Raw genomic sequence first — 26,648 nt, forward strand, 5'->3', positions numbered from 1 at the left:
TTTAAATTTAAGCTGTTACCGGTTTTGTTTCAATACTTCTGAAATATTGACGTAATTGTGTCATGAACCTATACTTTTTTGCACTTGGTGAAGAACCGGTCATTAATGTTCGTACTCCGAAATAAGAACTCATTAAAAATGTTGCCACCGCTTCGCAATCTACATGGCGGTCTAAATAACCATTAAATTTTCCCTTTTGTAATGCAGAAATCAGATTGACCTCCCATACGGTTACTATTTCATTTAAGTGGTACATGATTACCTCATTCTTACCATTGAATTCGGTAAGAAAGTTACTCAGTATGCAGCCAAAATCCATTTCATTATGAACAGCAGTTTCCATGGCTTCATCAAAACAGTTGGTTATTAAATTTAGTGGATTTTCGTGCCCTTCAATAGGTTCTATTAAACTGCTATATACTTTACGTGCAAGTAAGTTTTGAATTATTTGTACAAAGAAATCTTCTTTAGAATCAAAATGATAATAGAATGCTCCTTTTGATAATTCTAATTTTTTAAGAATATCATCTACACTTGTATTATAATACCCTTTGGCATAGAATAATTCTAGTCCTGTTGTTTGCATTCGTTGCATGGTGGCCATGCGCTTTAGACTTTTGTTCATGATATATAGATTTGGGTAAATCAGACCAATTGGTCTATATAAAGAACTTCCATATTGTAAAAAGCTTTAGTATTTATAGATGTAGATGTCCTAATTTTCGGTGAACGTACATTTTGTCGTTGAATGACAAGGATGGTAAACGGGGCTACAAACTAAGTGGTCGGTTTAAGTGTTCTTAAAAGAAGTTGTATTACGAGGGAAATTATAGATAATTAATTATAAAACCGCTCTGTGTTCAGCACTGAACGGTTTTATTCTAATATCTCTTATAAACATAATAGCGGAAGAACTAGACAAGTAAAATATTGACCTAAAATTCATGCTTACGCTACCGTTCCTTGACAACTGCTACCTGCGCCTGCCGTACAACCATAACAGTGCTGTGAGATAATGATGTTTCTATCGTTTAATAAATCTTCATTGTAATCTTTAATATGCTTCACTTTACTGGCAACCTTTAAATCTAACATTTGATTAAAGTCGCAATCATATAGCCATCCATCCCAACTGATTGAAATCGTATTGGTACACATTACATTTGCTACTGCAGAAGGATTATATGCTTCTACCAAGGCGTACATATAATCTTCATAATTTTCTGAAGCTATTAAATAATCTAAAAATCGTGCTATAGGCAGGTTCGTTATAGCGAACAAACTATGAAATTGAATATCAAAATCTTCTTTAAGTGCTTTTTTGAAATCCTTTTCCATTGCCGCTTGGTCTCCTGGCAAATATGCGCCTGATGGATTATATACTAAGTCTAATCGTAAGCTACTGCCGGGTAAGCCGTACCCTCTTTCATTCAGTTCTTGTAAGGCTTTAATCGATTTATCAAAAACCCCATCACCTCGTTGCTTATCTGTTTTTCCTCTGGTATAATGTGGCATAGAAGAAATTACGTGCACATTGTGTTTCTTAAAGAAATCTGGTAAATCATAATATTTCTTATTTGCTCTAATAATGGTAAGGTTGGAACGTACGATAAAATCCTTTATTCCTGCTTTTGCAGCTTCCTCAACAAACCATCTAAAATCAGGATTCATTTCTGGTGCTCCACCAGTTAAATCTAGAGTATGGGCTCCTGTATTTTTTATGACCTCTAAACACTGCATCATAGTTTCACGGGTCATTATTTCCTTACGATCCGGACCTGCATCTACGTGGCAATGCTCACATACTTGGTTACACATATATCCCACATTGATTTGCAGTATTTCCAACTTTTTAGGGCGTAGTGGAAAGTGGCCTATCTGAGCTATCTTATCCTTAAAATATGGAAGCTCTCCATCAGCGAAGATTCCTCCGTTCAATATTTCTAACTGCTTGTTGGAAACTGCTAAATCGTTCCCTTTCGCTTTTAATGATTTTGTAGCCATTTTTTTATTGTTGTGGGTTGAAGGTTGTTTGTCGTTCATATATTATTACGAATTCATAAACCGTTCAGCCTGTATTAATTTCTTTTTAATAGATAGCAATTTCTATTCTATACTTGTTTTGTAAATGGTTCATTGTCGATTTTTAAATTCTCTAACAACCGACAATGAACAACTATCAACCAAACTACATTGACAATTTATTGTACTTATTCATCATTTGAACACCATGAACCAGTGTAGCTCCACTTTCTATAGCAGCACCTACATGAACAGCCTCCATCATTTCTTCTTTCGTAATTCCTTTCTGTAATCCGTCTTTTGTATAGGCATCAATACAATAAGGACATTTAACAACATGGGATACCGCTAAAGCAATTAGAGACTTTTCCCTAGCACTTAGTGCGCCTTCTTCGAAAACCTTACCATAATAGTCAAAAAATTTAGTTCCTAATTCTTCGCTCCATTCTGTAATCTTTCCAAATTTTCTTAAATCTGCTGGGTCATAATACGTATTTGCCATCTTTTTCTGAGTTTTAGTATGTGTTGTATTTTTTTGCTCTTTATTAAAATATATAGGAATTCCCTGCCCCATTTTTTCTACTTCGGGGAGTATTTCCATGTTGTCCCAAATACCTGACGTAAGTGTGTCTCCGTAGGCTTCGGGCAAATGGTTTTTGTACATTAATTTTTGTGCGGTTTCTGCATCATATTCAAAGGAATGATGGGTATAGGTAACTTCACCGTTAGCAATGTCAAGAATCATATACCAAACTCTTGTTGTCCCATCATTTGCCGGCATACCTATAACACCAGGATTTAACCAAACCTTATAATTGAAGGACTGATGAAAGGGCAAGCCACAATGACCGGCTATAATAATTTCACTTTTAGTTTCTATAAAGCAGCGTTCTTTACTTTCTGTCGCGTTGGATGCAAATATAAATTCAGAGGTATTACCATAATTTCCATGGACAACGGTAACTTTTTTGCCACCATAATCAAAACTGATGTACTCCGGAATTTTCTTCATCCAATCTAATGATTGTTGCGACAAATGACCTTTGGTATAGGGAAACCACATTTTTGAAAAATCGTCACATCGACTACCACTTTTAAAATCACAGCCACAGTCTTCACTATCATTCGCCAATTGCAATTCTACATTACCCGCAATACTTAAAGCTCCCCATTTTTGAAACAATTGAACGGTTTCTTCGGGCTGCGCACAGTATCCGGTAATATCACCAGTGCTGATACAGTTTTCTGGTTTTATCCCAGCTTCTTCAGCAATGGAAATGAGCTTCTCTAAAGCTTGAAGGTTGCTATATACACCTCCGAAAAGTAACAGCTTTCCGCTTTTAGTGCCAATATGTTTTATTTCTTTATCCATGTTGGTATTATATATACAAGTAGGCAACAAATGATGCCCCAAAAATTAATCCAAAGTAAATCGGCGTACTTTCCTGACGTAAAAATAAGTGCTTGTGGAAACCAGTTGAAAATCAAAAGGAAACCAAAGAATAACCCACTAAACACACTTAAATGAAAACTTATTTTGGGAGCTTTCCCTCTCCAAAAAAGAAAAACAGGAGTCAAGCCAATAACCATAGTACCACTACTTGTTGTCGCCGAAAGTATTTCTGCATTTAAGAACACGGGAATTGTACCTAAAATTGCAACTACAACCATTGACCATCTGCCAAATTTAAGTGAGTTTCCAAATTTTAAATCAATCGCCACTAATTTTGAAAAGGATGAAAATGTAGAATCTAATGTAGATGCCGCAGATGTTATCATTATAAAATTAATGACCAACAAGATTAAGACACCAAAAGCTTTCCCCACTTCTACAGCAGCCTGCCCTTGCATACCTTGTGATTGTGCATAAACACCAATGGAACTAAATAGTATTATACATATTGCCCCTAGAATACTTGCCCATAGAAAACTTTTCAATGTGATTTTAGGACTACTAATAAATCCGCGATCAGTTAAAACAGGATCATGAAAAGGATAACTGAAGGATTGTAATAATGCCGCAAATAATAAATTCAACCCCGTTTCGAACGACCAGATTCCAGAATTTGCTACTTCCGTAACAGTTGTTGATGTTGTATTCCCAAAAATAGTGAACAATATTACCGCTAAAAGAATAGAAAAGAGTCCCATTTGGACAACATCGGTAAATATAGAACTACTCATGCCTCCTTTTAATACATAAGCCAATGTCAACCCTGTAAATACTAAAATGGACCAATAATACGACGATGTACCTGTAGATCCAAAATAAGTGCCAATGACCATAGTATTACTCCATACCTCGTTAAATAAGCGAATGGCAATCAAAATAGAAAATATAGTAACAGCAGATTGTCCGAATTTACTCGATAGAAAATGGTGTATGCTTGTATACTTTCCATGTAATCGCATTCTGTAAATTACAAAACCAGCTACGGCAAAGGATAGGTAGTATCCTGCATATGCAACCCCACCAACAATACCAAAGTCTAAGCCTAAATTTGCGGCGTTCGTAATACTCTTGGCAAATATCCATGAGATGATCAAGCTGCCCATTAACATAAACGTATTGGGCGCTTTCTTTTTCTGAACTGCTTTAAAAAACTGATTCGTGTCTTTTGCCCATGGGGAAAGTAAGAACAGCACCAAACTTGATGCTATAATTAAACTCCATTGCCAAATTTTTACTTCAGTCATTTAATTTTATTAATTGCTATTATTCAAGGTCTCTACTACACTCGACACGACCGGATTGTTTAATTCTTAACTATTCATCCCACCAAACCGGAACATTTATGCTATTGCCATCTGTTTTACTTGCGGCAGCTGCATAATTGACACTATTCAAAGCTTCTTCTTCTGATGGATAGGGCATGCGAACGGGAATTAAATTATCATTTAAACTTGCGGAAATCGTTTTCAATTGCGGAAATCCAGTTCTTCTATATTCAACCCAGCCTTCATAACCATTTATAGAATTAGCTATCCATTTTTGAGTAATGATGTTTTCTAAGGGATTACCATTAGCCAATGGTGCATCAACGGATAAATAATCGGCAGGTAGTTCCACTTGCCAATATGCAAAAGCTTGAGTTACCCCTGTATTGTATAGTGTTTCGGCATCACCAGTTATTAAGCCTTTTTGAGCTGCTTCTGCCAATAAGAAATGTGTTTCCATACTGGTCATGAAATTAGCGTCTAAAAGCCCTGTATTTTCTCTAAAAATGGCACCTAATAATGAATAATCTGCCAAGGAAACTCCTGCAGATGCATCTATACCGTTTAATAGTCCGTTGTACGCCCCATCAGCACTATTTGCAAATGGCCGATAAAGTCGGTCAATACGCGGATCATTTAAACCGGTCAATATTTCATCCATAGTTTCAGATAATACATAGTTATTGAAATCGCCTATTCTTAGACGGGCCAACCTAAAATTATTTGGCTCACCATCGGTAAAGTTGAAAATGGCATTTTCGCTGTTTTTATCTATAAAATTACCTTCCGTTGCCAATTCTTGTAATTGTGAAGCCACATTTACCCTATTAGAAACACGCATCAGGTATTTAATCTTCAAAGAATTTGCAAAACGAATCCAACCTTCCAAATCACCATTGAATAATATATCACCTTCCAATGCTATAGTACCTGTATAGTTTTCTAGGGCAGTTATACCTTTATCAAGATTATCAAAAACGCCACCTTCATCCATGTAAATAGATTCTTGGGAGTCATATACGGGGGTTACAGATTCTGAATCACCTTTGAATGCTTCAGAATATGGTACATCCCCGAACAAATCTGTCAACCCTGCTGCCATATACGCTTTCATTATTCTAGCGGGACCTTCATATACTGCGAATGCCGGACTTTCCCGTGATAGATTCAATACAATTTCATTATCCCTTAAGTTTTTATAAAAAATAGACCACGGATTTCCGCCTAGTTGTGGAGATTTTAAATCATGTCTATCAAATAAATTAAAATCAAGGGCGGTACTATATTGGCCTAGCAAGTTACCCGCCGTAAAACCTTCATAGGACATTTGTTCGCCATAATCATAGATCACCTGCCTAAGCAATAAACTGGGCTGTACAGTTACAGGTGCATTTGTGTTGGTATTAATTTCTTCAAAATCTTTTGTGCAGCCCATGACCAACAATAAGATTAGAATGCTATCTATATATTTCATCTTCTTTTTCTTAAAAATTAAATCCGGCTTTAAAACCTATACTTCTTGTTGTGGCGTATGACATATCTTCTACACCACTAATAAAACCTTGACCTTGTACAGCGAGTTGTTCAGGGTCAAAATGTGGATTCTCAGTAATAGCAAACAAATTCTTACCTATTAATGACAAGTTTAATGTAGCATCTTGATTAAAAAAGCTTAGGTTGTCGAAGGTGTAACCAATAGACAATTGACGTAATTTTAAAAATGAAGCATCGTAGGTATTGTTTTCCTCATGGTTTCTATCATAAAACTGGCGATAATAGCTTTCTGCGGATACCGCCACTGTATTTTGAGTGTACACCGGATTTTCCTCAGTACCTGTATTTACAACGCCTTCGGGAACAATACCATCTTCTGGTCTAAAAGCGGTTTCTGCTAATTGACCACCTACATTTCCTAATGCCTTCGTTCTTGAAACAATTATACCGCCTTGTCTCCAATCGAAAAGAAAGCCTAGATTCCAGTTTTTGTAATTGAACTGGTTATTGAAACCCAGCATAAAATCTGGATTGTAATTTCCTAGTTTTTGTAGTTCATTATCTGGAATATACCTGCCCTCATCTGTCAAGATAAAATCACCATTTTCATTTTTTAGATAGCCAGTACCATACAGATCACCAACGCGACCGCCTTCTTCTGCCTGTAAAAATACCGTTTGGTTTTGACTGTCATAAATTCTGGAATATGCCAATGTTAATCTACCTTCTTCTTGTGGTAAACTTTCTACGGTAGATCTGTTCGTGCTAAAATTCAAGGTGCTGTTCCACTTTAAGTCTTGACCTAGTATAGGCGAGATACCAAGAATAATCTCCACACCTTTAGAACGAACCTCACCACCATTTACTACTTGTTGAGTGTAGCCAGAAGAAATGCCTATCGGCAATGAAATTATCTGGTCTTTTGTTAATGCGTTATAATACGATACATCAAACCTTAGTTGGTCTCTAAAAAAGCGTAAATCGGCACCTAATTCAAGAGAAGAAGTACGCTCTGGTTGTAAATTTGGATTTGCAATGGTATTTGAATTACTAAAGGTCGGTTGCCCATTGAAAGGTGTTTGTGCAACAAAAGCACCTGTGGTTTGGTACGGATTGGTGTCATTACCCACCTGTGCCCAACTTGCCCGTAATTTTGTAAATGATATTGCCTCAGGCATTTCTAAAATTTCAGAAAGGATAAAGCTACTTGATACCGACGGATAGAAGAATGAAGTGTTATCTACAGAAAACGGATTTGCCAAAGCACTAGACCAATCGTTTCGACCAGTGATATCTAAGAAAAGAAAATCCTTATACCCGAATTTTGCAAGTCCGTAAATACTATTGATCCGTTTGTTAGATTCAAACTCAAAAACTTCTATCGGTGAAGCTGCATTTGATAACCTAAAAACACCCGGTTGTGCTAAACTTGTTGTTTGAGATTGAGAGGTAAAAGCTTTTTGGTCTAATCTGTTACCTCCTAAAGATACATCTACACTAAAGTCACTAAACCGATTCGAATAATTTAAAAGAAAGTCGGTGTTTATCTCCCTAAAGAAAACATCATGTTCTGCGTATGCACCATTAGAAAAACGATTAGAACTGTAGGCTCTTTTTAATTGGCGTAATTCACTTGAATAATCCATTCCCGTTCTAATAGATGCTGTTATGTGCCGGGTAATATCATAGTTGGCAGAGATGTTTCCAAAAACTCTATCTCGGTTAAAGGAGTTTGTGTTTTCGTTAAGAATGAAATACGGATTATCGAAAAAGGTGTAGTTGTAAGAATATTGTTGTAAACCCTCTAAACCTGGTTGCCAATAGTCCTTTAAATTTTCAATATTTAATGAACGAGGCCCCCATGCTACTAATGAATAGTTCACGTTTTCCGAGCCATAGCCGTTAGATGGCCTGTTATCACTTCTGGAATTGATATAACTAATAGATGAATTAACACGTAATTTTTCTATTGGTTGAAAATTTAGTCGAGTACTTATGGTTTGTCTGTCTAGATTAACGCCCGGAATAATAGATTCACTTCGTAAATCGGTAAATGAAAGGCGAAGGTTACCTTTATCAAACCCTGATGCTATTGAAATGTTATTGATCAAGGTTGTTCCGGTTTCGTAGAAATCCTTCAAATTATCCGGGTTCGACTTAAACTCAGTTGGTGTGATAGGAATTCCGCTGTAAAGAGCAGTATCACCACCACGTACAACACTTCCATCTGCTAAAGTCACCGGACTGTCATATTGCGGAATTAAATTGCCGACATCTAAGCGAGGACCCCAACTATAGGTGATCAAATCATTGGTTCCTCCTCCTAAACCGTCAACAAAGGCAAATTCATCAGAATTTCCTTGTCCGTATTCATTTTGAAATTCAGGAAGTTTAAAAGCGGAATCCACAAAAAAACTGGTATTGTAGGTTACTCCTAATCCTTTAGTGTTTTTACCACTTTTAGTTTCGATGATAATAACTCCGTTAGAAGCTCTTGTGCCATAAAGCGCAGCTGCACTTGGTCCTTTTAATACCGATACCTCTGCAATATCATCGGGGTTAACATCCATAGCGCCATTTCCAAAATCTATTTCTTGAAATCCGGCTGCCGCTTCATTGGTAAAGTTGAAGACCGAGTTGTTGTTTATAGGAACACCGTCCACAATAAACAACGGATTGTTATTGGAAAATGATGCTTCTCCACGAATGGTAATTTTTGAAGAAGAACCTACTCCGGTAGCACCTTGATTAATGGTTACGCCAGCTAATTTACCAGAAAGGTTATCTAAAAAGTTAACCGACTTTACTTCGGTAATACCTGCAGCATCTAAGGTTTGTACAACGTAGCCTAATTCTTTTGTTTCCCTTTTAAGTCCTAATGCGGTCAATACCACTTCATCTAAAATTTCAGTTGATTCTTCAAGGGTGATATTAATAGTATTGCGATTGTTTATAGGAACTAATTTAGATTGAAATCCTAAAACCGAAAACTCAATAGCACCTGAAAGGTTGGGCACATCTATTGAATATTTACCGTTTTCACTTGTCGTAGATCCGGTCAAGGTACCAGACAATACAATGTTTACGTACGGAATGGGATTTCCATAGGTATCTTTTACAATACCTGTTATTGTTTCTTGAGCATTGACCATGTTTAATACAAACAATGTCAACACTAGTAATAAGTGTTTCATATATAGCTTTTGAACTGAGTTTACATTTGCCCTATACTATGGCAGGGTTGGCTTTAAACAAATGAAACTTCAGGAGAGCCTTTATTGTAAAGAAAACTGTTGCGAAATAGATAAAAAAAGTTCTGGTTTAAGTGATATAGATTTCCGTTTCTTTTTAATAACCGTATAATCAACAGTAACAAGGTTGGCGATAAACTTCTGGAAAACGATAATATGGACTGTAGGTCCTTTTCGTTGTCCAAATCTTGTAGAACGGGTAGTTTAATTAATTCTGTTGACTCTTTTCTTAGCCATAATGATATTTGATGGTATAGGCTAAAACGTTGCCAAGGAAGGTTGTGAAAACCACTAACATCAAAATTAGATTTTTGTAAGCCCAACAAGTAGAAACCTCCGTCATTAGAAGGACCAATTACGGTCTTGCCCATTGATAATTGCTTGGCAGTATGTTTAAGGTGTTGGGTTTTTAAATGAGGAGTATCGTTACCTATGGTAATAATACTAGAGAATCCTTTGTCAAAAATATTGGCTATGGCATTTGTAAAACGTTCACCAAAAGTAGCGCCAACTTGATCTTTGTCTGAAAAGTGAAAAACAGGTAAACCTGTGTTATGGGCTTTCTTAAGAGTGACCCTCGTTAGATCGTGGAATAATTGCTCACCTTTAGAAATGGACTTATTGGCCAAATCTTCCTTGGCGGAATTGGCAAATACCAAAATAGCGGTTGTACCCTGTGAATTCAATTCAAATTTTCTTTCTCGTTAATAAACTTACGTAAAAATATCGCAAAGGTTTTCTTAGTGTATATAAAAATCAAAATTTAAGTATCCGAAGCTTCTTACTTTAAGTCAAAATGTCAGTTTAAACTAATCAGTCGGTTTTGAAGGTTCAAAATGTAATATTAAATATCTGTTTCCTATATAAACAGACACTTAAATCTGTCCATAAGTACCTTTTTAGCTAATTTACGGGCGTAATTTTACGTTTCAGACTGGTTAGTCTGAAAATTCCCTTAAAATTTCAATCAATTTTAAAAAATTATTAGCATTTGCGTATCTAGCACTGGCACAGCTATTGCAATTAGGCCAATAGAAAAATTAAAAAAATATTAATTATGAAATCAGACACAAATAACAAAAGCGCTTGGAAGGTTTACCTCTTCTCAGCGATTATTGCTCTAGTAGTAAGTTACGGGGTCATTGAATTTAACAAGCAAACTACAAAAGATGATGTTGGCGTGACAGTTGTTGATTCGGTTCCTGGTAGTCATGTTCTCTATACTGCCGACAATGAAGGAAATATTAAACCATTAGATTTTACCGAAACATCTGAAAAAGTTTTAGATGCGGTGGTACATATTAAATCTACGCAAACCGGTGCTTCTTACGGAAACCAAGGTGCACGTGAATTACCAGACCCTTTTAAAGAATTTTTTGGTGATATGTTCAAAGGGCAGTCTCCAGAAGGTATGCAGTCACGACCAAGAGTTGGAACAGGATCCGGCGTTATTATTAATGATAAAGGGTATATCGTTACCAACAATCATGTTATTGATAATGCAGATGAGGTTGAAGTTACCTTGTATAATAACCAATCGTATAAAGCAACGATTATTGGTACGGATCCCACAACAGATTTGGCACTTTTACAAATTAAGGCCGATAATCTAAAAACAATGGCCTTGGTAAATTCCGATGATGTTGAAGTAGGTGAATGGGTACTAGCAGTTGGTAATCCTCTAGGATTAAATTCTACGGTCACTGCAGGTATCGTGAGTGCCAAAGCAAGAAGTATTCATATTAATACGGATAAGTTTGCGGTTGAAAGCTTTATTCAAACCGATGCGGCCATTAACCCTGGTAATAGTGGTGGCGCTTTAGTAAATCTTGATGGTAATTTGGTAGGAATCAATACCGCGATTGCAAGTACAACAGGTACCTATACCGGATATGGTTTTGCCGTACCGAGTAATATCGTCACTAAGGTGGTCGAAGACCTTTTGAAATATGGAAATGTACAACGTGGGATGTTAGGAGCTACCATTAGAACAATGGACGGTAATTTAGCTAAAGAGAAAGATGTTGCGTTTAATAAAGGAGTTTGGGTAGAGCAAGTAGGTGAAGACAGTGGTGCAGATATGGCAGGTATTGAATCTGGTGATATCATTGTTAGTGTGAATGGAAAGGAAACAGGTACTTCGCCAAGACTTCAAGAAATTATTGCAGGTAAAAGACCTGGCGATAAAGTCACAGTGATAGTAAATAGAAATGGTAAGGAGAAAGAATTAGAAGTAGAACTTCAAAATTCTCAAGGCGGTACTAGTATTATCAAAAAGGAGGAAAAAGAGGTTTTTAACCTTTTAGGAGCCGATTTTGAGAATTTAGATAAGGAACTGGCCAAGAAGTTTGATTTGGACGGTGGCGTTCAGGTGACCAAATTATATCCTGGAAAAATTAAGAAGGAAACGCAAATTCGAGAAGGTTTTATCATTACACATATAGATGGTAAACGAGTAAAGGATGTTGATGACGTAGCATCTATTCTTGAGCGTAAAAAAGGCGGAGTCATGATAGAAGGAATCTACGAAGATGGTACTAAATATTATTATGCCTTCGGAATGGATTCATAGTCCTTGATTATACTTAATTTTATGCCGTGCTGATAATATTATCGGTACGGCATTTTTTTTGAAATCAATTCTAGATAGATGCAAACACGTTCAAAGTCCATAGGTTTAGTGCTTTCAGGTGGAGGAGTACGAGGTATGGCACATATAGGAGTTATCAAGGCCATGCAAGAATTTGGTGTTGAAGCTGGTGTTGTTGCCGGTAGTAGTGTGGGTGCCTTAGTAGGGGCATTATATTCAGCGGATAAGTCAATAGAAGATATGCTTCATTTTTTCAAGGATACTCCCTTGTTCAAATACAATTATTTTGCTGTTGCTAAGCCCGGTCTTATAAATACCGAACGGTTTATTGGGGCATTTCAAGAATATTTTCCTGAAGACAATTTTGCCGCTTTAAAGAAAGACTTACATGTTGTGGCTACGAATTTAGAAGAAGGCGAAGAAATTTTTATAAATAGGGGGGAGCTAATACTTCCACTTCTAGCCTCTGCAGCATTGCCTCCAGTTTTTAGTCCTGTTCATTATAATGGCGCTTTACATGCTGATGGCGGTATTATGAACAATTTCCCTTCAGAACCTGTAAAAAAGAAGGTTGACTTTATGATCGGTAGTAATGTATCTATCGTTTCTAAATTAGAGAAAAAACATCTCAATAATTCCTTTCAATTGACTGGCAGAGTTACGGGGCTTATGATTTATGCTATCAACAGAGAGAAAATCAATAGTTGCAATTTAATTATTGAACCACAAGAATTGGAACACATTGGTATTTTAGACCGTAGAGGTATAGAAAAGGCCTACGCCATTGGGTATGAAACGGCGGTTAGAACCTTTGAAAAAGTTCTATAAAACCGATCAGGCCCTATATAAGTCCTAAAATTTACAAATTACCAAAGGGGTTAACCTTATTACATGTATCAATTTACACATCGTCATAATCTACTTTGATAGTTGGTGTAGTAGGATGTGCTTGACAAGTAAGAATGTATCCGTCGGCTATTTCCTTATCCGTTAAAATTTGGTTCATGACCATTTCTGCTTTTCCTTCGGTTACTTTGGCAATACAACTACTGCATACACCACCCTGGCAAGAGTACGGGGCATCAATATTTTCTTTTAATACAGCATCTAAGACCAAGGTCTTTTTATCCATGGTAAATTGAAATTCCTCATCATCCAATACTACCGTAATAGCAGTTGAACCTTCCGCTTGAATAGGCAGTTCTTCTTTAATTTCGGTTGGGGTAAAAAGTTCAAAGAGAATTTTATCCTTGTCAACACCATTATCTAAAAGAGTATCACGTACCGTGTTGATCATAGCCTCTGGGCCACATAGATAATAGGCATTAAAATCGACAGCTGCATGTTTATTCTTTAAAGCGTAATTAACCGTTGAGGTATCGATACGACCAAATAGGGCCTTGTCTTCACGTGTTTGACTATTCGTGAAATAGACAAAAAACCGATTGGGATATTCTAATTCCAATTTCACCAAATCGGTGTAGAACATGGTTTCTTCGTACGATTTATTACCATAAACAAGTACGAATTTGTTCTTCGAATTACTGTCTAAAACCGATTTCACGATACTCATTATAGGGGTAATACCACTACCAGCAACAAAGGCAGCAATATTTTGAACCTCTTTCGAGGGCTTGTAAACGAAACGCCCTTCGGGTTCCATTACTTCAAGTACATCTCCAACTTGTAATTTATTATTCGCGTAGTTAGAAAATCCTCCGTTATCTACTTTTTTAATACCAATGGTAATACCATCTTTTTCTGGTGAGGAACTAATGGAATAGGCTCTCCTTAATTCTTTACCCTTTATTTCTTTTTTGATGGTGATATATTGACCGGCCGTAAAAGCAAAGGTCTGTGCCAAATCTTTTGGGATAGCGAAAGTTACCGCTACAGAAGTTGGCGTTAATTTTTTAATATGTTTTACCGTTAGTGGGTGAAAATGCGACATAGGATCGTTTCTTTAAATCGAAATACAAAATTAAGCATGCTTTTGAGATATCATATGACATTTGTCAAAAAATCTATATCTCAAAGTTTTTTGTTGTCACTGAGCTAAAATAGAGAACCCTTAAAGTTGCACTTTAGCATTAAACTTTGCATTTTGTAGTAATTAACCTACTGCGTTCAATAAACTTTTTATTTTTGGTCGTTTACCACTAAACCCAATTCTTGAAAAAATTAGCTTTTTGTTTTTTACTTGTATCTTTTAATTTCCTTACAGCCCAAAACGAGGCGGCCATTTGGTATTTTGGCGAAAATGCCGGGCTGGACTTTAACTCCGGGGCACCTGTGGCCTTAACGGATGGTGCCTTGATTACCCAAGAGGGCTGTGCCACCATTTCGGATGGAAATGGGAATTTGCTGTTTTATACAAATGGAGTAACCGTTTGGGACCGCACCCACAATCTTATGCCCAATGGTACGGGACTTTTAGGACATGATTCGAGTTCACAGTCGGCCATTGTGGTGCCTAATCCTGGCAACCTGGATCTGTATTATGTATTTACAGTTGACCAAAAAGGGGAAGCCAATGGCTTTCAGTATAGCGTAGTGGATATGACATTGAATGGGGGCTTGGGAGACGTTACCCTAAAAAACATACCCTTGACTACCCCTGTAGCCGAAAAACTAACGGCCGTGGAACATGCCAATGGTACGGATATTTGGGTACTAGTACATACCTATGGAAACGATCAATTTTTGGCGTATTTGGTAACCCCAACAGGAGTAATTACTACTCCTGTGGTTTCTTCAGTGGGTAGGGATTTGCCACTAGATCCTGGAAGTAAGGGAACCGGCGGTTACATGAAAATATCACCGGACGGCCAATATTTGGCATATGTTAACGGAATTGGTAGGGATCGGGACCTATTTCGTTTTGACGCACTTACGGGACAGGTCAGTGATTTTATAGATTTGAACCCCTATTTCCCAGCCCCCAATTTTTCGTTTATAAGCACTTCCTATGGGGTGGAATTTTCCTCGGATAGTAGTAAGCTGTACATTACTTCTGCAAATTTTTACCCGAATTTTACGTGGGAACATAATATTCATCAATTTGATATCTCTACTTATTCGGCACCGGCAATTTTGGCCTCGGGCCTGGAAATTGCCCCTATGAGACCTGGCGACGAAGGCGCGTTGCAACTAGGTATCGATGGAAAAATTTATGTGGCCGAATTTGGTCAAAACGCTTTGAGTGTCATCAATAATCCCAATTTGGGAGGTCTGGCCTGTAATTATGTACCGGATGCCGTTCCATTAATAAGCGGTTCAAGTCGGTTGGGGTTACCACCCTTTATCCAATCTTTTTTCGTTGTGGGCTTGCGGGCACGGAATTTCTGTTTGGGGGACGATACCGAATTTGAGGTGACCTCCACCGACCCCATTGTGAGTAATGCTTGGGACTTTGGGGATGGGAACAGCTCCACTTTGGAAACCCCAACACATACCTATGCAGCGGCAGGTACCTACCCTGTGAGTGTTACGGTTACCACTACATCGGATACAAAGACGGAATCCAAGGATATTACCATATATGAAACCCCGGTTGCCAACCCTCCTGCGGATTTGGTGGGATGTACCTCGTATGGTGGCTATAATATAGACCTACCCTCTTTTGATACCACCGTGTTGGGTACACAGGACCCCAACGATTTTAGCGTGGCCTATTTTTTATCCCAGGCCGATGCGGATAGCAATGTCAGTGCCTTGGAACCCATTCATTCCTTTGATTATGGAACTACCCCTGTGTATGTGAGGGTATCCAATGCGAACAACGGACAGTGCTATGACACCACCCAGTTCAATATCATAGCACGCGAAGCCCCGTTGGTAGATACCATAACCGATTGGACGGTCTGCGAGGACGATACGGACGGACTTTTCACTTTTGATCTTTCTCAGAAGAATATGGAGATTTTCAACGGTCAGGATGAAACCAAGTTCGAAATTCTATATTATGCCTCACAAGTGGATGCCGATGCAGGAACGAATCCCTTGCCCTTGAACTATACCAATACGGTAGCTACGGAGGAGATTTTTTTGCGGTTCCAGAACAGTACCTATACCGATTGTTACCGAACGGGTAGCTTTAATATTGAAGTGATTCCGGGAGTAACGGCCAACCAACCGAACGACATGTCCCTTTGTGATGACAACAACGACGGCGAAGCCATTTTCGACCTGACCCAAGCGGAAGCTGAAATCATCGGCATGCAAAATCCTGGTAGCTTGAACATCAGCTACCATGAATCTCAAAACGATGCGGATGCAGGTACAAACCCTTTGAATGCCAATAATTACTTGAGCGAAGCCTATCAAAACACAATATTTGTACGTGTCGCCAATGCTTCGGATGTTTCATGCTATGACACTACTTTTTTTGAACTGAACATATTTGATACCCCAATTGTGCCAACGGTGACGGATTGGTTGGTATGCGATGACAACAATGACGGGCAATTTATTTTCGATTTTACCCAGAAGGTGGATGAAATTATAGCAGGAGATAATGGACTTTCCGTTTCCTTCTATACGAACCAAACCGATGCCGATGTTGCTCAAAATAGAATCAATGGAAGCTTTGAAAATAGTGTAAATCCACAAATGGTTTATTTCCGTCTAGAAAATGCAAATAACCCCAATTGTTATGTTATAGGTGATTTTGACCTTCGGGTATTTGATAGTCCAACTGCTTATGTTGCTTCCGATTTTATCATTTGTGATATGGATGAATCAGGGGTGTATTCTTTTGACCTAAGCCAAAAAGATGCTGAGGTATTGAACGGTCAAGATGCTACTATATATAAGGTTAGTTATCATGACACAGAACAGGGAGCTAATGACAATTTAAACCCATTGTCAAAAAACGGTTATCAAAACAGCATTTATAATGAAACACTTTGGGCCAGGGTACAGCATATTTCATTAAATAGTTGTTATGACGTTACTAGTTTCAATCTTATCATAAACCCATTACCACAACCCGTTTTGGAAGAGCGTTATGTGATATGCCCAGATAGTCCGGACTTGATCATCGATGGCGGGGATTTTGAGAGTTGGTCATGGCAAGGTGCGAACGGTATTGAACTAAGTACCACCAGATTTTTTGAAGTAGTGGACTTAGGGGAATATCAATTGAAGGTGTCCCAAACCATGAACGGGGTAAGCTGTGATAATTCCGTAACCTTTGAAGTGTTGTCCTCTGGAGCACCGGAAAGTATGGAAGTGGAAACTAAGGGGTTTTCAGACCAAATTGATGTTACGGTTACCGCTACTGGAACAGGACCTTTTGAGTATTCTGTTGATGGTGAAAATTTTCAGGTAAATAATGAATTCAAAGTATTTCCTGGAAAATACACGGTGTATGTTAGGGATTTGGAGGAATGTAGAATTTTATCCGAAGAAATCATCGCCATTGGCTATCAACGCTTTTTTACCCCAAATGGAGATGGCAACAATGAATTTTGGAATATTATTGGTTCGGAGCTCTACCCAGGTTCTCAACTTTTCATTTATGATAGGTATGGAAAATTCTTGAAACAGTTGAGTGCTGATTCCAAAGGATGGGATGGTAAATCTAACGGAATATCGCTACCTGAATCAGATTATTGGTTTAAATACAATTACGCCAATAATCAAGTCATGACAGGGCATTTTACGCTGAAAAGGTAGCTTCAAAATGTATTGGTTTGTCAAATTTGGGAATATAAATTTGATCAGTCTTGTAACAATCCCAAGATTTATCTTACCAATACCCTGAACACCAAAACCAACCACAGTATGTTCAGACAATTTACTTCATTACAATGGAAATCATTCTTTAGGTCTTCCAATCTTGGCAAAAGCTTGGGCATAAAAATCTTGATGGGCTTTTTCGGAGTGTATATGCTCCTTTCACTTGCCGGTCTTGGAGGCGGAATGTACTTTATATTAAAAGAGATATTTCCAGATCAGAGCCCCATGTGGAGTATTGGTCAATATTTCATTTACTGGATCTTAATTGAATTATTCCTTCGGTATTTTATGCAGAAATTACCGGTTATGGACATTAAGCCTTTTTTGACGACACCAGTTAAGAAGAGCACTATTGCCCACTATATTTTAGGTAGATCAGCTGCTTCAATTTATAATTTACTGACGTTATTTTTTGTCGTTCCTTTTGCAATTGTACTCTTGTTTAATGATTATCCTGTACTCAATGTACTGCTATGGGTTGTTGCAGTCATGGCCATTGTTCTTTGTATTAACTATGTTAATCTATTGATCAATAAAAATGAAAAGGTTCTGATTGGTATCGCCAGTATTCTTGTAATAGGATATGGGCTAGATCACTTTGACGTTTTTTCGGTGAAAGAATTGTTCGCGCCTGTCTTTCATGCGCTATATGCATATCCGGTAACAGTTTTGATTCCAATTGCTTTGGCTGTAGGTATCTATTATGTGAATTATCAGTTTTTAAAAGACAAAATTTACTTGGATGCCACCTTAAAGGCGAAAAGTGTAGAGGCCAATACCTCAGATTTGACGTGGACAAAGCGTTTTGGGGAAATGGGATCCTTCTTACAACTCGATTTAAAAATGATTTGGCGTAATAAACGAACCAAGTCACAAGTCTTTATTTCGCTTCTGTTTGTTTTTTATGGTTTGGTATTTTATACGGTTGAGGTTTATAGTAGCATGATGCCTATGAAAGCCTTTGTCGGCATTTTTATGACAGGTATTTTCTTAAGTAATTTCGGGCAGTTTATTCCTGCTTGGGATAGTAGCTACTACAGTATGATGATGTCTCAGAACATACCTATGCGTAAGTACCTAGAGTCAAAAGTAATCTTGATAACGGTTAGTGTAGTATTTATGTTTCTGTTGACTATACCCTACGTATACTTTGGTTGGGAGGCATTGGCTATTAATTTTGGATGTGCAATGTATAATTTAGGAGTAAATATACCGGTCATTTTATATTTCGGGTCTTTCAATAAAAAACGGATCGAATTAGATCAGAGTCCGTTTGGGAATATGCAAGGCACGAGCGCTACACAATTTCTAATTATGCTGCCTGTTTTGGTAGTTCCGATTATACTATTCTCCATAATTTATTACGTGTTTAACTTACAAGTAGCGGTAATTGTACTTTCTGTCTTAGGGGCTTTAGGTTTTGCGATGAAGAATTACTTTATGAACTTAATTACAGAACAATACAAAAGAAAAAAATACGGAATGATTGCCGGCTTTAAAGAAAAGAGCAGTTAGAAATACAATTCACATTATCTTCTATTTTTTATAAATAAAATTTGAATTTCAAGATATGATTACAATAGAAAATTTATCTAAAAAATACGGTTCTCAAATAGTTTTAACTATTGGAGAATTAACAATTCCTACAGGACAAAGTTTTGGTTTAGTGGGTAATAATGGTGCGGGTAAAACTACCCTTTTTAGTCTTCTACTCGATTTAATTCAGCCTACAACGGGCCATATTATTAATAATGAAGTTCAAGTCAATACAAGTGAAGAATGGAAACCATTTACTTCCTCTTTTATTGATGAAACGTTTTTGATTGGATATTTGACTCCTGAAGAGTATTTCTATTTCATCGGCGACTTACGTGGGCAAAATAAAGCAGATGTAGATGCTTTATTGGCTTCTTATCAAGATTTTTTTCATGGAGAGATTTTAGGACAGAAAAAGTACCTAAGAGATCTATCGAAAGGAAACCAGAAAAAAGCGGGTATTGTTGCTTCATTTATAGGAAATCCTAAAGTGGTTATACTTGATGAACCTTTCGCCAATTTAGATCCAACTACGCAAATACGTTTAAAGCAAATAATTAAGGAGCTGGCAGAAAAACAAGATGTTACCGTATTGGTATCTAGTCACGATCTTATTCATGTTACAGAAGTATGTGAACGTATTGTAGTTTTAAATAAGGGAGAGGTAGTAAAGGATATTCAAACTTCTACCGAAACATTAAAAGAATTAGAGGTGTTTTTTGCAGGGTAAATGCATTGATTAGTAAAATGATACTGTATTTAATCGAGAAATCACATTTTCATTCATAAATCAAGAAACCGACCATCTGGTCGGTTTTTTTGTAACATAAAATATTCAAACATCTTTAAATGACGATGAATTTAAAAATGTATCGATTATCGTTTAATATTTTAATTAATAGCGCTGGTTTAGAATTGAAACAAACTACATAGTCGGTATTTGTGAGATGTGAAAGCCTGTTTTACTGTATAATACTTAAAAATAAAAACACGTTTTACCGATGAACCGTATAATAATATGGCTGTTTTTAAGTTAAATATACATACGTAGATCATCTATTTTGAACCTTAGAAAAAAACTTATTTTATCCGGTGTTTTGGCCAGCATGCTCTTTAATGCATGTTCTACCAAAAAAGACGCCCTTATAAACCGCAAGTGGCATGCATTAAATACCAAGTACAACACTTTGTATAATGGTAATATTGCATTTGAAGAAGGTCGTAACACCTTAAACGATACCTACCAAGACGATTATTTTGAAGTATTACCGGTAGAACGTTTGCAAGTCAGCGGAGAGATAAAACTTGATTCAGAAGACAATAATCCTAATTTTCTTATTGCGGAAGAAAAAGCAACTAAGGCCATTCAGCGCCATAGTATGGATATTAAGGATGAAGAGCGTAATCCTGAAATAGACGAAGCTTTTTTGTTGCTGGGTAAAGCACGTTATTTTGACGAGCGTTATATTCCTGCATTAGAATCATTTAATTACATCTTAAATAAATATTCAGAAAGCGATAAACTAAACGAAGCCAATATTTGGCGAGAAAAAGTGAATATCCGTTTAGAAAATGAAGATTTAGCAATAAAAAATCTTAAGCGTTTAATGAAGTTCGAGCAATTAAAGGATCAAGAGTATGCTGATGCAAGATCGATGATGGCACAAGCCTTTATTAATCTTAACGCACTTGATACAGCAGTACAAAACCTTAAAATTGCATCGCATTACACTAAAAAGAATCCTGAAAAGGGAAGGTATTATTATATCATTGGGCAACTTTATAATCAATTAGGCTATAAAGACAGTGCAAATTATGCTTTTGATAAAGTCATTGATTTAAATAGGAAATCGCCAAGAGTCTATATGATTAATGCTGAGATTCAAAAATTAAGGAATACCAAAATTACAAACGAGAATAAGGAAGAGGTTTTAGAGTACTTGACTGAAATGGAAGTGAATAGGGAGAACAGACCCTTTTTAGATAATATTTTCAGACAGTTGGCAGAATTTCATTTAGAGCAAGAATCAGATAGTTTGGCGTTGGTTTATTTCAATAAATCACTTAGGGCTACACAGAATAAACCAAAATTGAATGCCCTCAATTATGAGAATTTGGCCGAGTATAATTTTGATGAAAGTATTTACAAGTCGGCAGGGGCATATTATGATAGTGTACTTACCAATCTTGATGATAATACAAAAAAGTTCCGTTCCGTTAAAAGGAAACGTGATAACTTGGAAGATGTAATAAAATATGAGGATATTGTTCAATACGCAGATAGTGTCATAACACTTTATAAAATGCCTAAAGATGAACAATTGGCTTATTTTGGAAAGTATATTGAAAACTTGCAGAAAGAGAAAGAAGTAGCCGAGAAAAAAGAAAAAGATAGAATTACCGATGGTTTCGCAGCCTTTAATAAAAGTAAGGGGGGTAAGGAAAATAAAGGGAAGTTCTACTTTTATAATATTACCAGTTTAGGCTACGGACAAAACGATTTTAAGAATAAGTGGGGTAACCGTGAGTTAACTGATGATTGGCGTTGGTCAGATAAATCTAGAGTGAATGTTATAGATGATATTGCCCAAAATACCACTGGCATAACTGATAGTTTACGTACGATCGGCGATGACGAAAAATTTTCTCTCGAATATTATATGGATCGCTTACCAACTGATGTAACGGTAATCGATAGCCTAAATACAGAGCGTAATTTTGCTAATTATCAATTGGGATTGATTTATAAAGAGAAGTTCAACGAAAATTTATTGGCAGCTGGTAAGCTAGAAGATGTGTTATCATCGAATGCCGAAGAACGGTTGATTCTACCCTCTAAATACAATCTTTATAAGATCTATGAAGAGGTCGACAGTCCGCTAAAGAATGCGATGAAGAATGATATAATTACAAACCATTCAGATTCTAGGTATGCTGAGATTTTATTGAATCCGCAAGCGGTATTGGCCGATAATTCCGATAGTCCTGAAAAGCGATATGAAAATTTATTCAAAAAATTTAAGGACCAACAATTTTTACAGGTGATTACGGGCGCCGAGGAGAACATCAATAGATTTACAGGAGATCCAATTGTGCCTAAGTTTGAAATGTTGAAGGCAAATGCCATTGGTAGGCTTCAGGGTTTCGAACTGTTTAAAGAAGCACTTAATTATGTTGCATTAACGTATCCGAATAATCCGGAAGGCAAAAAGGCAGAGCAAATGGTAGCGGAGCAGTTACCTAAATTAGAGCCTAAAGAATTTTCTCCAGAAACAGATTCTAAAGGAACATCAAATTGGAAAGTAGTTTTCCCGTTTAAGCGCAACAATAATCAAAAGGCGTTAAAATTGATGGAATTGTTAGAAAAGTCCATCGAAGATCTTCGTTATAAAAATATAGTATCAAAAGATATTTATAACCTCGAAGATCAATTTGTGGTTGTACATGGCTTTAAATCTAAAGATTTTGCACTTGGCTATGCAGAGCTTCTAAAAAAAAATAAGGATTACCGAGTTGCTGATGAGAATTTTGTAGTTTTATCCGAGAACTATAAGATTATACAGGTACATAAGAATATAATAGATTATAGAAATACGCTTTTAACCCCAAAACCGTGAACAATGTTTTCAGACAGACAAAAACCTAAGGCTATGAATGAAATAGGAGGACAACCCAACAGAATTGAAAAGAATACCAAGATAAAAGGAGATATAATTTCCGAAGCAGATTTTCGTATCGATGGTAAATTAGATGGAAATGTAAAAACATCTGGTAAAGTAGTTATTGGTAAAGATGGCTATATACATGGTAAAGTAGAATGTGTGAATGCTGACATTGAAGGTAGCTTCAATGGTGAACTTTTAGTTTCTGACCTATTATCTTTAAAGGCATCTTCAGTTATAGAAGGTACGGTAACAGTAAGTAAATTGGCTGTTGAACCAGGTGCGACCTTCAACGCTTCATGTACAATGGGTGGTAAGAAAGGCTCGGGTAACAATGTAGGATTTAAATCATCAAACAGTAATGAAACCGCAAAAGCCTCGTGATGACAAGTCCGAACTTTTAAGAACAGCCGCTAGCTTATCAGGTATTGCCATTCAAATGGGTGCTACAATTTTCTTGGGCAATCTTTTAGGGGAATGGTTAGATATTAGGTTCGAAAAAACATATTTAGAAGATACAGTTACTTTACTTGCCGTATTTTTGTCCATATATCTGGTCATTAAAAAAGTAATGACCTTAAATAAATAAGGACAATTGCTTAAAAATATTCTCATAATAATAGTCGTGTTCCTTTTCGTGGGCACGACTTCTTATTTTTTCCATCTTTTTCTTTTAGAGGAAAAGCATCAATTTTTTATACCACTTCTTAAGAAAGCATATCTATTTCATTTTAGTTTTTCCCTAATTTTACTACTAGCGTTTGTCATTCTTGCTCAATACGATAAGTATTTTGTGCAATTAGGATTTATATATATGGCACTGTTGGTTTTTAAGATTGTGGTTTTCGCAGCCCTCTTTTATCCACAACTTTTAGGAGAGAATTTGTTATCCAGTTTTTACAGGGCTTCTCTATTAATTCCTGTTATTGTATTTTTGCCGCTTGAAGTGATTTTCATTTCAAAAATAATGCGAGGCAAAAAAGCTAAAATTTAAAGCTCTAAATTTGCGTAGATTAGGTTAATATAACTACTTTTGCGCAAAATTTCAAGAGCTTAATTTTTGAAAAAGATATAATGAAGAAAGTTTCAGAAACATTGAAAACGACAGCACTACTTTTCGTACTATGTTTTTCCTTACAAGGATTTGCATCGTCTGACGAGGACCAAAACCTTTCGGTAGACACTAAAGATGAGGTAGATGCATACATTATGCATCACATTAAAGATGCTCATGACTTTCATTTGTTTTCGTATACCTCTAACGGTGAGCGTAAACATGTTGGTTTCCCATTACCTGTAATCGTATGGTCTAGTAATGGTCTTGCAACGTTTATGTCTTCTGCTTTTCATCATGATGATGATGGTAAGGTAATTGTTGAGCGTAATGGTTCAAGTTTTGTAAAACTTCACAGTAAGATTTATGAACTGGAGTCTGGTGCTTCTCAAGTTGAATTCGACGAAACACATCACGCTACAAATGCACATAAAGTTTTAGATTTTTCTATTACTAAAAGTGTAATGGGTATATTATTGGTAGGTCTTTTTATGTTGATTGTTTTTAGTTCTTTGGCAAAACAATATACAAGCAAGAAAGTGCCAACTGGTTTTGGTCGGGTTTTAGAACCATTGGTTTTATATGTTAGAGATGAAATAGCACGTCCAAATATTGGGGAGAAGAAATATAGAAAATTCACTGGTTATCTTTTAACGGTATTCTTTTTTATCTGGATTTTGAACTTATTGGGATTAACGCCTTTTGGATTTAATGTGACAGGACAACTTGCAGTAACTGCTGCTTTGGCAATCTTTACTTTAATTATATATACGGTTAGTGGAAATAAAGATTATTGGATGCACATACTTTGGATGCCTGGAGTCCCTGTATTAATTAGGCCAGTTTTGGCTATTATTGAATTAGCGGGAGCATTTATAATAAAGCCATTTTCATTGTTGGTGCGTTTGTTTGCAAACATTTCAGCAGGGCATATTGTAGTGATGAGTTTAATTGCAATTATGTTCACCTTAAAGAATAGTTTAGGTGTTGTTGGCGCAACAGGCCTTTCTTTGGTGCTATCATTTTTCATCACTTTAATTGAAGTATTGGTTGCGTTCTTACAAGCGTACATATTTACAATGTTATCGGCATTATTTATAGGTATGGCAGTTGCAGAACATGATCACGAACACGAGCATGATGCACAGGGTCATGAATTGCCTGATGCAGAAGATGTAAGAGGAGATTTTATTTAACGAGAGTTTTTTTAATTTAATTATATAAATCAATTAGTATGGTAACTTACAATTTAATTGGAGCAGGTTTAATCGTAATCGGAGCAGGTATTGGACTTGGTCAAATCGGTGGTAAAGCAATGGAAGGTATTGCTCGTCAGCCAGAAGCGACAGGTAAAATCCAGACTGCGATGATTATTATCGCTGCACTTTTGGAAGGTTTGGCATTCGGTGCATTGTTCTTAGGAAAATAAGAACACAAAAAAACCAAAAAACATTTTCCTGTAACGGTTGGTTGCAGGAAATGTTTTTAATTATTGATTTACTATTTAAAAAATTAAGATATGGAAGTTTTAATTAACGATTTTTCACCAGGTCTGTTTGTTGTACAGACTATACTATTATTAGGTTTGATTTTCTTATTGGTAAAATTTGCATGGAAGCCAATATTAACTTCTTTGAATGAAAGAGAGTCTGGAATTAAAGATGCTTTGGCCGCTGCCGATAAAGCTCGTACCGATATGCAAAATTTGCAGGCAGACAATGAAAAAATGCTTCAAGAGGCACGTACAGAGCGTGAGGCTATGTTGAAAGAAGCGCGTGAAATCAAAGAAAAAATGATTTCTGATTCTAAAGAACTAGCTAAAGTAGAAGGCGATAAAATGTTAAAGCAGGCGCAAGTGGCAATAGAAAGCGAAAAGAAAGCGGCTGTTGCGGACATTAAGAACCAAGTGGCAGAATTATCTGTTGCCATTGCTGAGAAGGTCATAAAAGAAGAGTTGTCCAGTAGCGAAAAGCAATTGAAGCTAGTAGATTCATTGTTGAGCGATTTAAAACTTAACTAAGGTATATAATGAGCGAATCAAGAGCAGCATTACGTTATGCAAAGGCAATATTGGATATGGCCAAGGAAAAGAAAGCCTTGACTGCTGTTGAAAAAGATATGCGTTCAATCGCAGCTACTATTTCCGATAGTAAAGAGTTAAGAGATGTTCTTGCTAGTCCTGTAGTATCTGGTGTATCAAAAAAGAATGCTTTAACAGAAATCTTTAAGGGTAGCGATGCCATTACAGAGGGTTCAATTAGCATGTTGGTTGATAACAAGCGTATTGGAATGCTGAATGAAGTAGCATTAAAATATATTATTCTTAATGAGCAATTGAAAGGAAAAGGCGTAGCTTACGTAACTACGGCAGTACCTTTAAATGCTGAAATGGAAAAAAAGGTATTAAAGCAAGTTGCTACTATTACTGGTGACGAAGTAACCATTGAGAATAAAATTGATGAAAGTATCATAGGTGGATTCATTTTAAGAATAGGTGATTTACAATATGATGCAAGTATCGCCAACAAGCTAAATAATATTAAAAGAGAATTTTCGAATAGTCTATAATAACTATATAA

Annotated in this window: 20 protein-coding genes and 1 pseudogene; 12 read left to right on the plus strand and 9 right to left on the minus strand. The window is 36.6% G+C overall.

Annotated elements, in window-relative coordinates; genetic code table 11:
- Positions 1 to 7 precede the first annotated feature (7 nt).
- From AACZ41_RS02680 to AACZ41_RS02715, 8 genes and pseudogenes are all read right to left on the minus strand, one after another.
- Positions 8 to 625: a TetR/AcrR family transcriptional regulator gene (locus AACZ41_RS02680; RefSeq protein ID WP_339626240.1), complete on the minus strand. Its 618-nt coding sequence runs from the start codon at positions 623 to 625 to the stop codon at positions 8 to 10.
- A 323-nt stretch (positions 626 to 948) separates the two neighbouring features.
- On the minus strand, positions 949 to 2,004 hold the full coding sequence (arsS, locus tag AACZ41_RS02685) for an arsenosugar biosynthesis radical SAM (seleno)protein ArsS (RefSeq protein WP_091625177.1): 1,056 nt from the start codon (positions 2,002 to 2,004) through the stop codon (positions 949 to 951).
- 184 nt (positions 2,005 to 2,188) lie between these two features.
- Positions 2,189 to 2,524, minus strand: coding sequence for an arsenosugar biosynthesis-associated peroxidase-like protein (locus tag AACZ41_RS02690; protein WP_081819435.1), 336 nt, complete (start codon positions 2,522 to 2,524; stop codon positions 2,189 to 2,191).
- 234 nt (positions 2,525 to 2,758) lie between these two features.
- Positions 2,759 to 3,394, minus strand: a pseudogene (locus AACZ41_RS02695) (metallophosphoesterase family protein); the annotation flags it as partial.
- On the minus strand, positions 3,379 to 4,719 hold the full coding sequence (locus tag AACZ41_RS02700; RefSeq protein WP_339626242.1) for a sodium:solute symporter: 1,341 nt from the start codon (positions 4,717 to 4,719) through the stop codon (positions 3,379 to 3,381). The gene AACZ41_RS02700 and the pseudogene AACZ41_RS02695, both read right to left, overlap by 16 nt.
- A 70-nt stretch (positions 4,720 to 4,789) precedes the next feature.
- Complete coding sequence (locus AACZ41_RS02705; RefSeq protein WP_339626244.1) at positions 4,790 to 6,214, minus strand: SusD/RagB family nutrient-binding outer membrane lipoprotein; 1,425 nt, start codon at positions 6,212 to 6,214, stop codon at positions 4,790 to 4,792.
- 10 nt (positions 6,215 to 6,224) lie between these two features.
- The gene (locus tag AACZ41_RS02710; RefSeq protein ID WP_339626246.1) at positions 6,225 to 9,428 is read right to left on the minus strand and encodes a SusC/RagA family TonB-linked outer membrane protein; all 3,204 of its coding nucleotides are present in this window, start codon (positions 9,426 to 9,428) and stop codon (positions 6,225 to 6,227) included.
- A gap of 53 nt (positions 9,429 to 9,481) precedes the next feature.
- On the minus strand, positions 9,482 to 10,171 hold the full coding sequence (locus AACZ41_RS02715; RefSeq protein WP_339626248.1) for a DUF2064 domain-containing protein: 690 nt from the start codon (positions 10,169 to 10,171) through the stop codon (positions 9,482 to 9,484).
- A 371-nt stretch (positions 10,172 to 10,542) separates the two neighbouring features.
- On the opposite strand from AACZ41_RS02715, the gene AACZ41_RS02720 reads away from it, so the two are divergent.
- The gene (locus AACZ41_RS02720; RefSeq protein WP_339626250.1) at positions 10,543 to 12,057 is read left to right on the plus strand and encodes a Do family serine endopeptidase; all 1,515 of its coding nucleotides are present in this window, start codon (positions 10,543 to 10,545) and stop codon (positions 12,055 to 12,057) included.
- Between the two features lie 78 nt (positions 12,058 to 12,135).
- Entirely contained in the window at positions 12,136 to 12,903 is a 768-nt protein-coding gene (locus AACZ41_RS02725; RefSeq protein WP_339626253.1) for a patatin-like phospholipase family protein, read from the plus strand.
- 73 nt (positions 12,904 to 12,976) lie between these two features.
- Here the strand turns inward: AACZ41_RS02725 and AACZ41_RS02730 are convergent, their stop codons facing one another.
- A complete protein-coding gene (locus tag AACZ41_RS02730; RefSeq protein WP_339626255.1) occupies positions 12,977 to 14,026 on the minus strand; it encodes a ferredoxin--NADP reductase in 1,050 nt (349 codons plus the stop codon).
- 221 nt (positions 14,027 to 14,247) lie between these two features.
- Between AACZ41_RS02730 and AACZ41_RS02735 the strand changes: the two genes are divergently transcribed.
- From AACZ41_RS02735 to atpH, 10 genes are all read left to right on the plus strand, one after another.
- The gene (locus AACZ41_RS02735; protein WP_339626257.1) at positions 14,248 to 17,754 is read left to right on the plus strand and encodes a T9SS type B sorting domain-containing protein; all 3,507 of its coding nucleotides are present in this window, start codon (positions 14,248 to 14,250) and stop codon (positions 17,752 to 17,754) included.
- A 108-nt stretch (positions 17,755 to 17,862) separates the two neighbouring features.
- Entirely contained in the window at positions 17,863 to 19,332 is a 1,470-nt protein-coding gene (locus AACZ41_RS02740; RefSeq protein WP_339626259.1) for a DUF5687 family protein, read from the plus strand.
- Positions 19,333 to 19,387: 55 nt separating this feature from the next.
- Positions 19,388 to 20,083 (plus strand): ABC transporter ATP-binding protein, encoded by a 696-nt coding sequence (locus AACZ41_RS02745; RefSeq protein ID WP_339626261.1) that lies wholly within the window; start codon positions 19,388 to 19,390, stop codon positions 20,081 to 20,083.
- 331 nt (positions 20,084 to 20,414) lie between these two features.
- The gene (locus tag AACZ41_RS02750) at positions 20,415 to 22,970 is read left to right on the plus strand and encodes a hypothetical protein (RefSeq protein WP_339626263.1); all 2,556 of its coding nucleotides are present in this window, start codon (positions 20,415 to 20,417) and stop codon (positions 22,968 to 22,970) included.
- Between the two features lie 3 nt (positions 22,971 to 22,973).
- On the plus strand, positions 22,974 to 23,399 hold the full coding sequence (locus AACZ41_RS02755; protein ID WP_339626265.1) for a polymer-forming cytoskeletal protein: 426 nt from the start codon (positions 22,974 to 22,976) through the stop codon (positions 23,397 to 23,399).
- On the plus strand, positions 23,377 to 23,604 hold the full coding sequence (locus AACZ41_RS02760) for an AtpZ/AtpI family protein (RefSeq protein WP_339626267.1): 228 nt from the start codon (positions 23,377 to 23,379) through the stop codon (positions 23,602 to 23,604). Before AACZ41_RS02755 ends, AACZ41_RS02760 begins: the two co-directional genes overlap by 23 nt.
- A 485-nt stretch (positions 23,605 to 24,089) precedes the next feature.
- Entirely contained in the window at positions 24,090 to 25,265 is a 1,176-nt protein-coding gene (atpB, locus tag AACZ41_RS02765) for a F0F1 ATP synthase subunit A (protein ID WP_339626269.1), read from the plus strand.
- 38 nt (positions 25,266 to 25,303) lie between these two features.
- Positions 25,304 to 25,498: an ATP synthase F0 subunit C gene (gene atpE, locus AACZ41_RS02770; RefSeq protein ID WP_036825176.1), complete on the plus strand. Its 195-nt coding sequence runs from the start codon at positions 25,304 to 25,306 to the stop codon at positions 25,496 to 25,498.
- A 90-nt stretch (positions 25,499 to 25,588) separates the two neighbouring features.
- Complete coding sequence (locus AACZ41_RS02775; RefSeq protein WP_339626271.1) at positions 25,589 to 26,089, plus strand: F0F1 ATP synthase subunit B; 501 nt, start codon at positions 25,589 to 25,591, stop codon at positions 26,087 to 26,089.
- 8 nt (positions 26,090 to 26,097) lie between these two features.
- Complete coding sequence (gene atpH, locus AACZ41_RS02780) at positions 26,098 to 26,637, plus strand: ATP synthase F1 subunit delta (protein WP_339626273.1); 540 nt, start codon at positions 26,098 to 26,100, stop codon at positions 26,635 to 26,637.
- Positions 26,638 to 26,648: the final 11 nt, after the last annotated feature.

Source organism: uncultured Maribacter sp., assembly GCF_963974015.1.
Taxonomy (GTDB): Bacteria; Bacteroidota; Bacteroidia; order Flavobacteriales; family Flavobacteriaceae; genus Maribacter.

Coding starts and splice junctions, on each gene's coding strand:
- AACZ41_RS02740 (WP_339626259.1), top strand. CDS start 17,863: ATGTTCAGACAATTTACTTCATTACAATGGAAATCATTCTTTAGGTCT.
- AACZ41_RS02775 (WP_339626271.1), top strand. CDS start 25,589: ATGGAAGTTTTAATTAACGATTTTTCACCAGGTCTGTTTGTTGTACAG.
- atpB (WP_339626269.1), top strand. CDS start 24,090: ATGAAGAAAGTTTCAGAAACATTGAAAACGACAGCACTACTTTTCGTA.
- AACZ41_RS02680 (WP_339626240.1), bottom strand. CDS start 625: ATGAACAAAAGTCTAAAGCGCATGGCCACCATGCAACGAATGCAAACA.
- AACZ41_RS02760 (WP_339626267.1), top strand. CDS start 23,377: ATGAAACCGCAAAAGCCTCGTGATGACAAGTCCGAACTTTTAAGAACA.
- AACZ41_RS02720 (WP_339626250.1), top strand. CDS start 10,543: ATGAAATCAGACACAAATAACAAAAGCGCTTGGAAGGTTTACCTCTTC.
- arsS (WP_091625177.1), bottom strand. CDS start 2,004: ATGGCTACAAAATCATTAAAAGCGAAAGGGAACGATTTAGCAGTTTCC.
- AACZ41_RS02745 (WP_339626261.1), top strand. CDS start 19,388: ATGATTACAATAGAAAATTTATCTAAAAAATACGGTTCTCAAATAGTT.
- AACZ41_RS02710 (WP_339626246.1), bottom strand. CDS start 9,428: ATGAAACACTTATTACTAGTGTTGACATTGTTTGTATTAAACATGGTC.
- AACZ41_RS02730 (WP_339626255.1), bottom strand. CDS start 14,026: ATGTCGCATTTTCACCCACTAACGGTAAAACATATTAAAAAATTAACG.
- AACZ41_RS02755 (WP_339626265.1), top strand. CDS start 22,974: ATGTTTTCAGACAGACAAAAACCTAAGGCTATGAATGAAATAGGAGGA.
- AACZ41_RS02690 (WP_081819435.1), bottom strand. CDS start 2,524: ATGGCAAATACGTATTATGACCCAGCAGATTTAAGAAAATTTGGAAAG.
- AACZ41_RS02725 (WP_339626253.1), top strand. CDS start 12,136: ATGCAAACACGTTCAAAGTCCATAGGTTTAGTGCTTTCAGGTGGAGGA.
- atpH (WP_339626273.1), top strand. CDS start 26,098: ATGAGCGAATCAAGAGCAGCATTACGTTATGCAAAGGCAATATTGGAT.
- atpE (WP_036825176.1), top strand. CDS start 25,304: ATGGTAACTTACAATTTAATTGGAGCAGGTTTAATCGTAATCGGAGCA.
- AACZ41_RS02700 (WP_339626242.1), bottom strand. CDS start 4,719: ATGACTGAAGTAAAAATTTGGCAATGGAGTTTAATTATAGCATCAAGT.
- AACZ41_RS02705 (WP_339626244.1), bottom strand. CDS start 6,214: ATGAAATATATAGATAGCATTCTAATCTTATTGTTGGTCATGGGCTGC.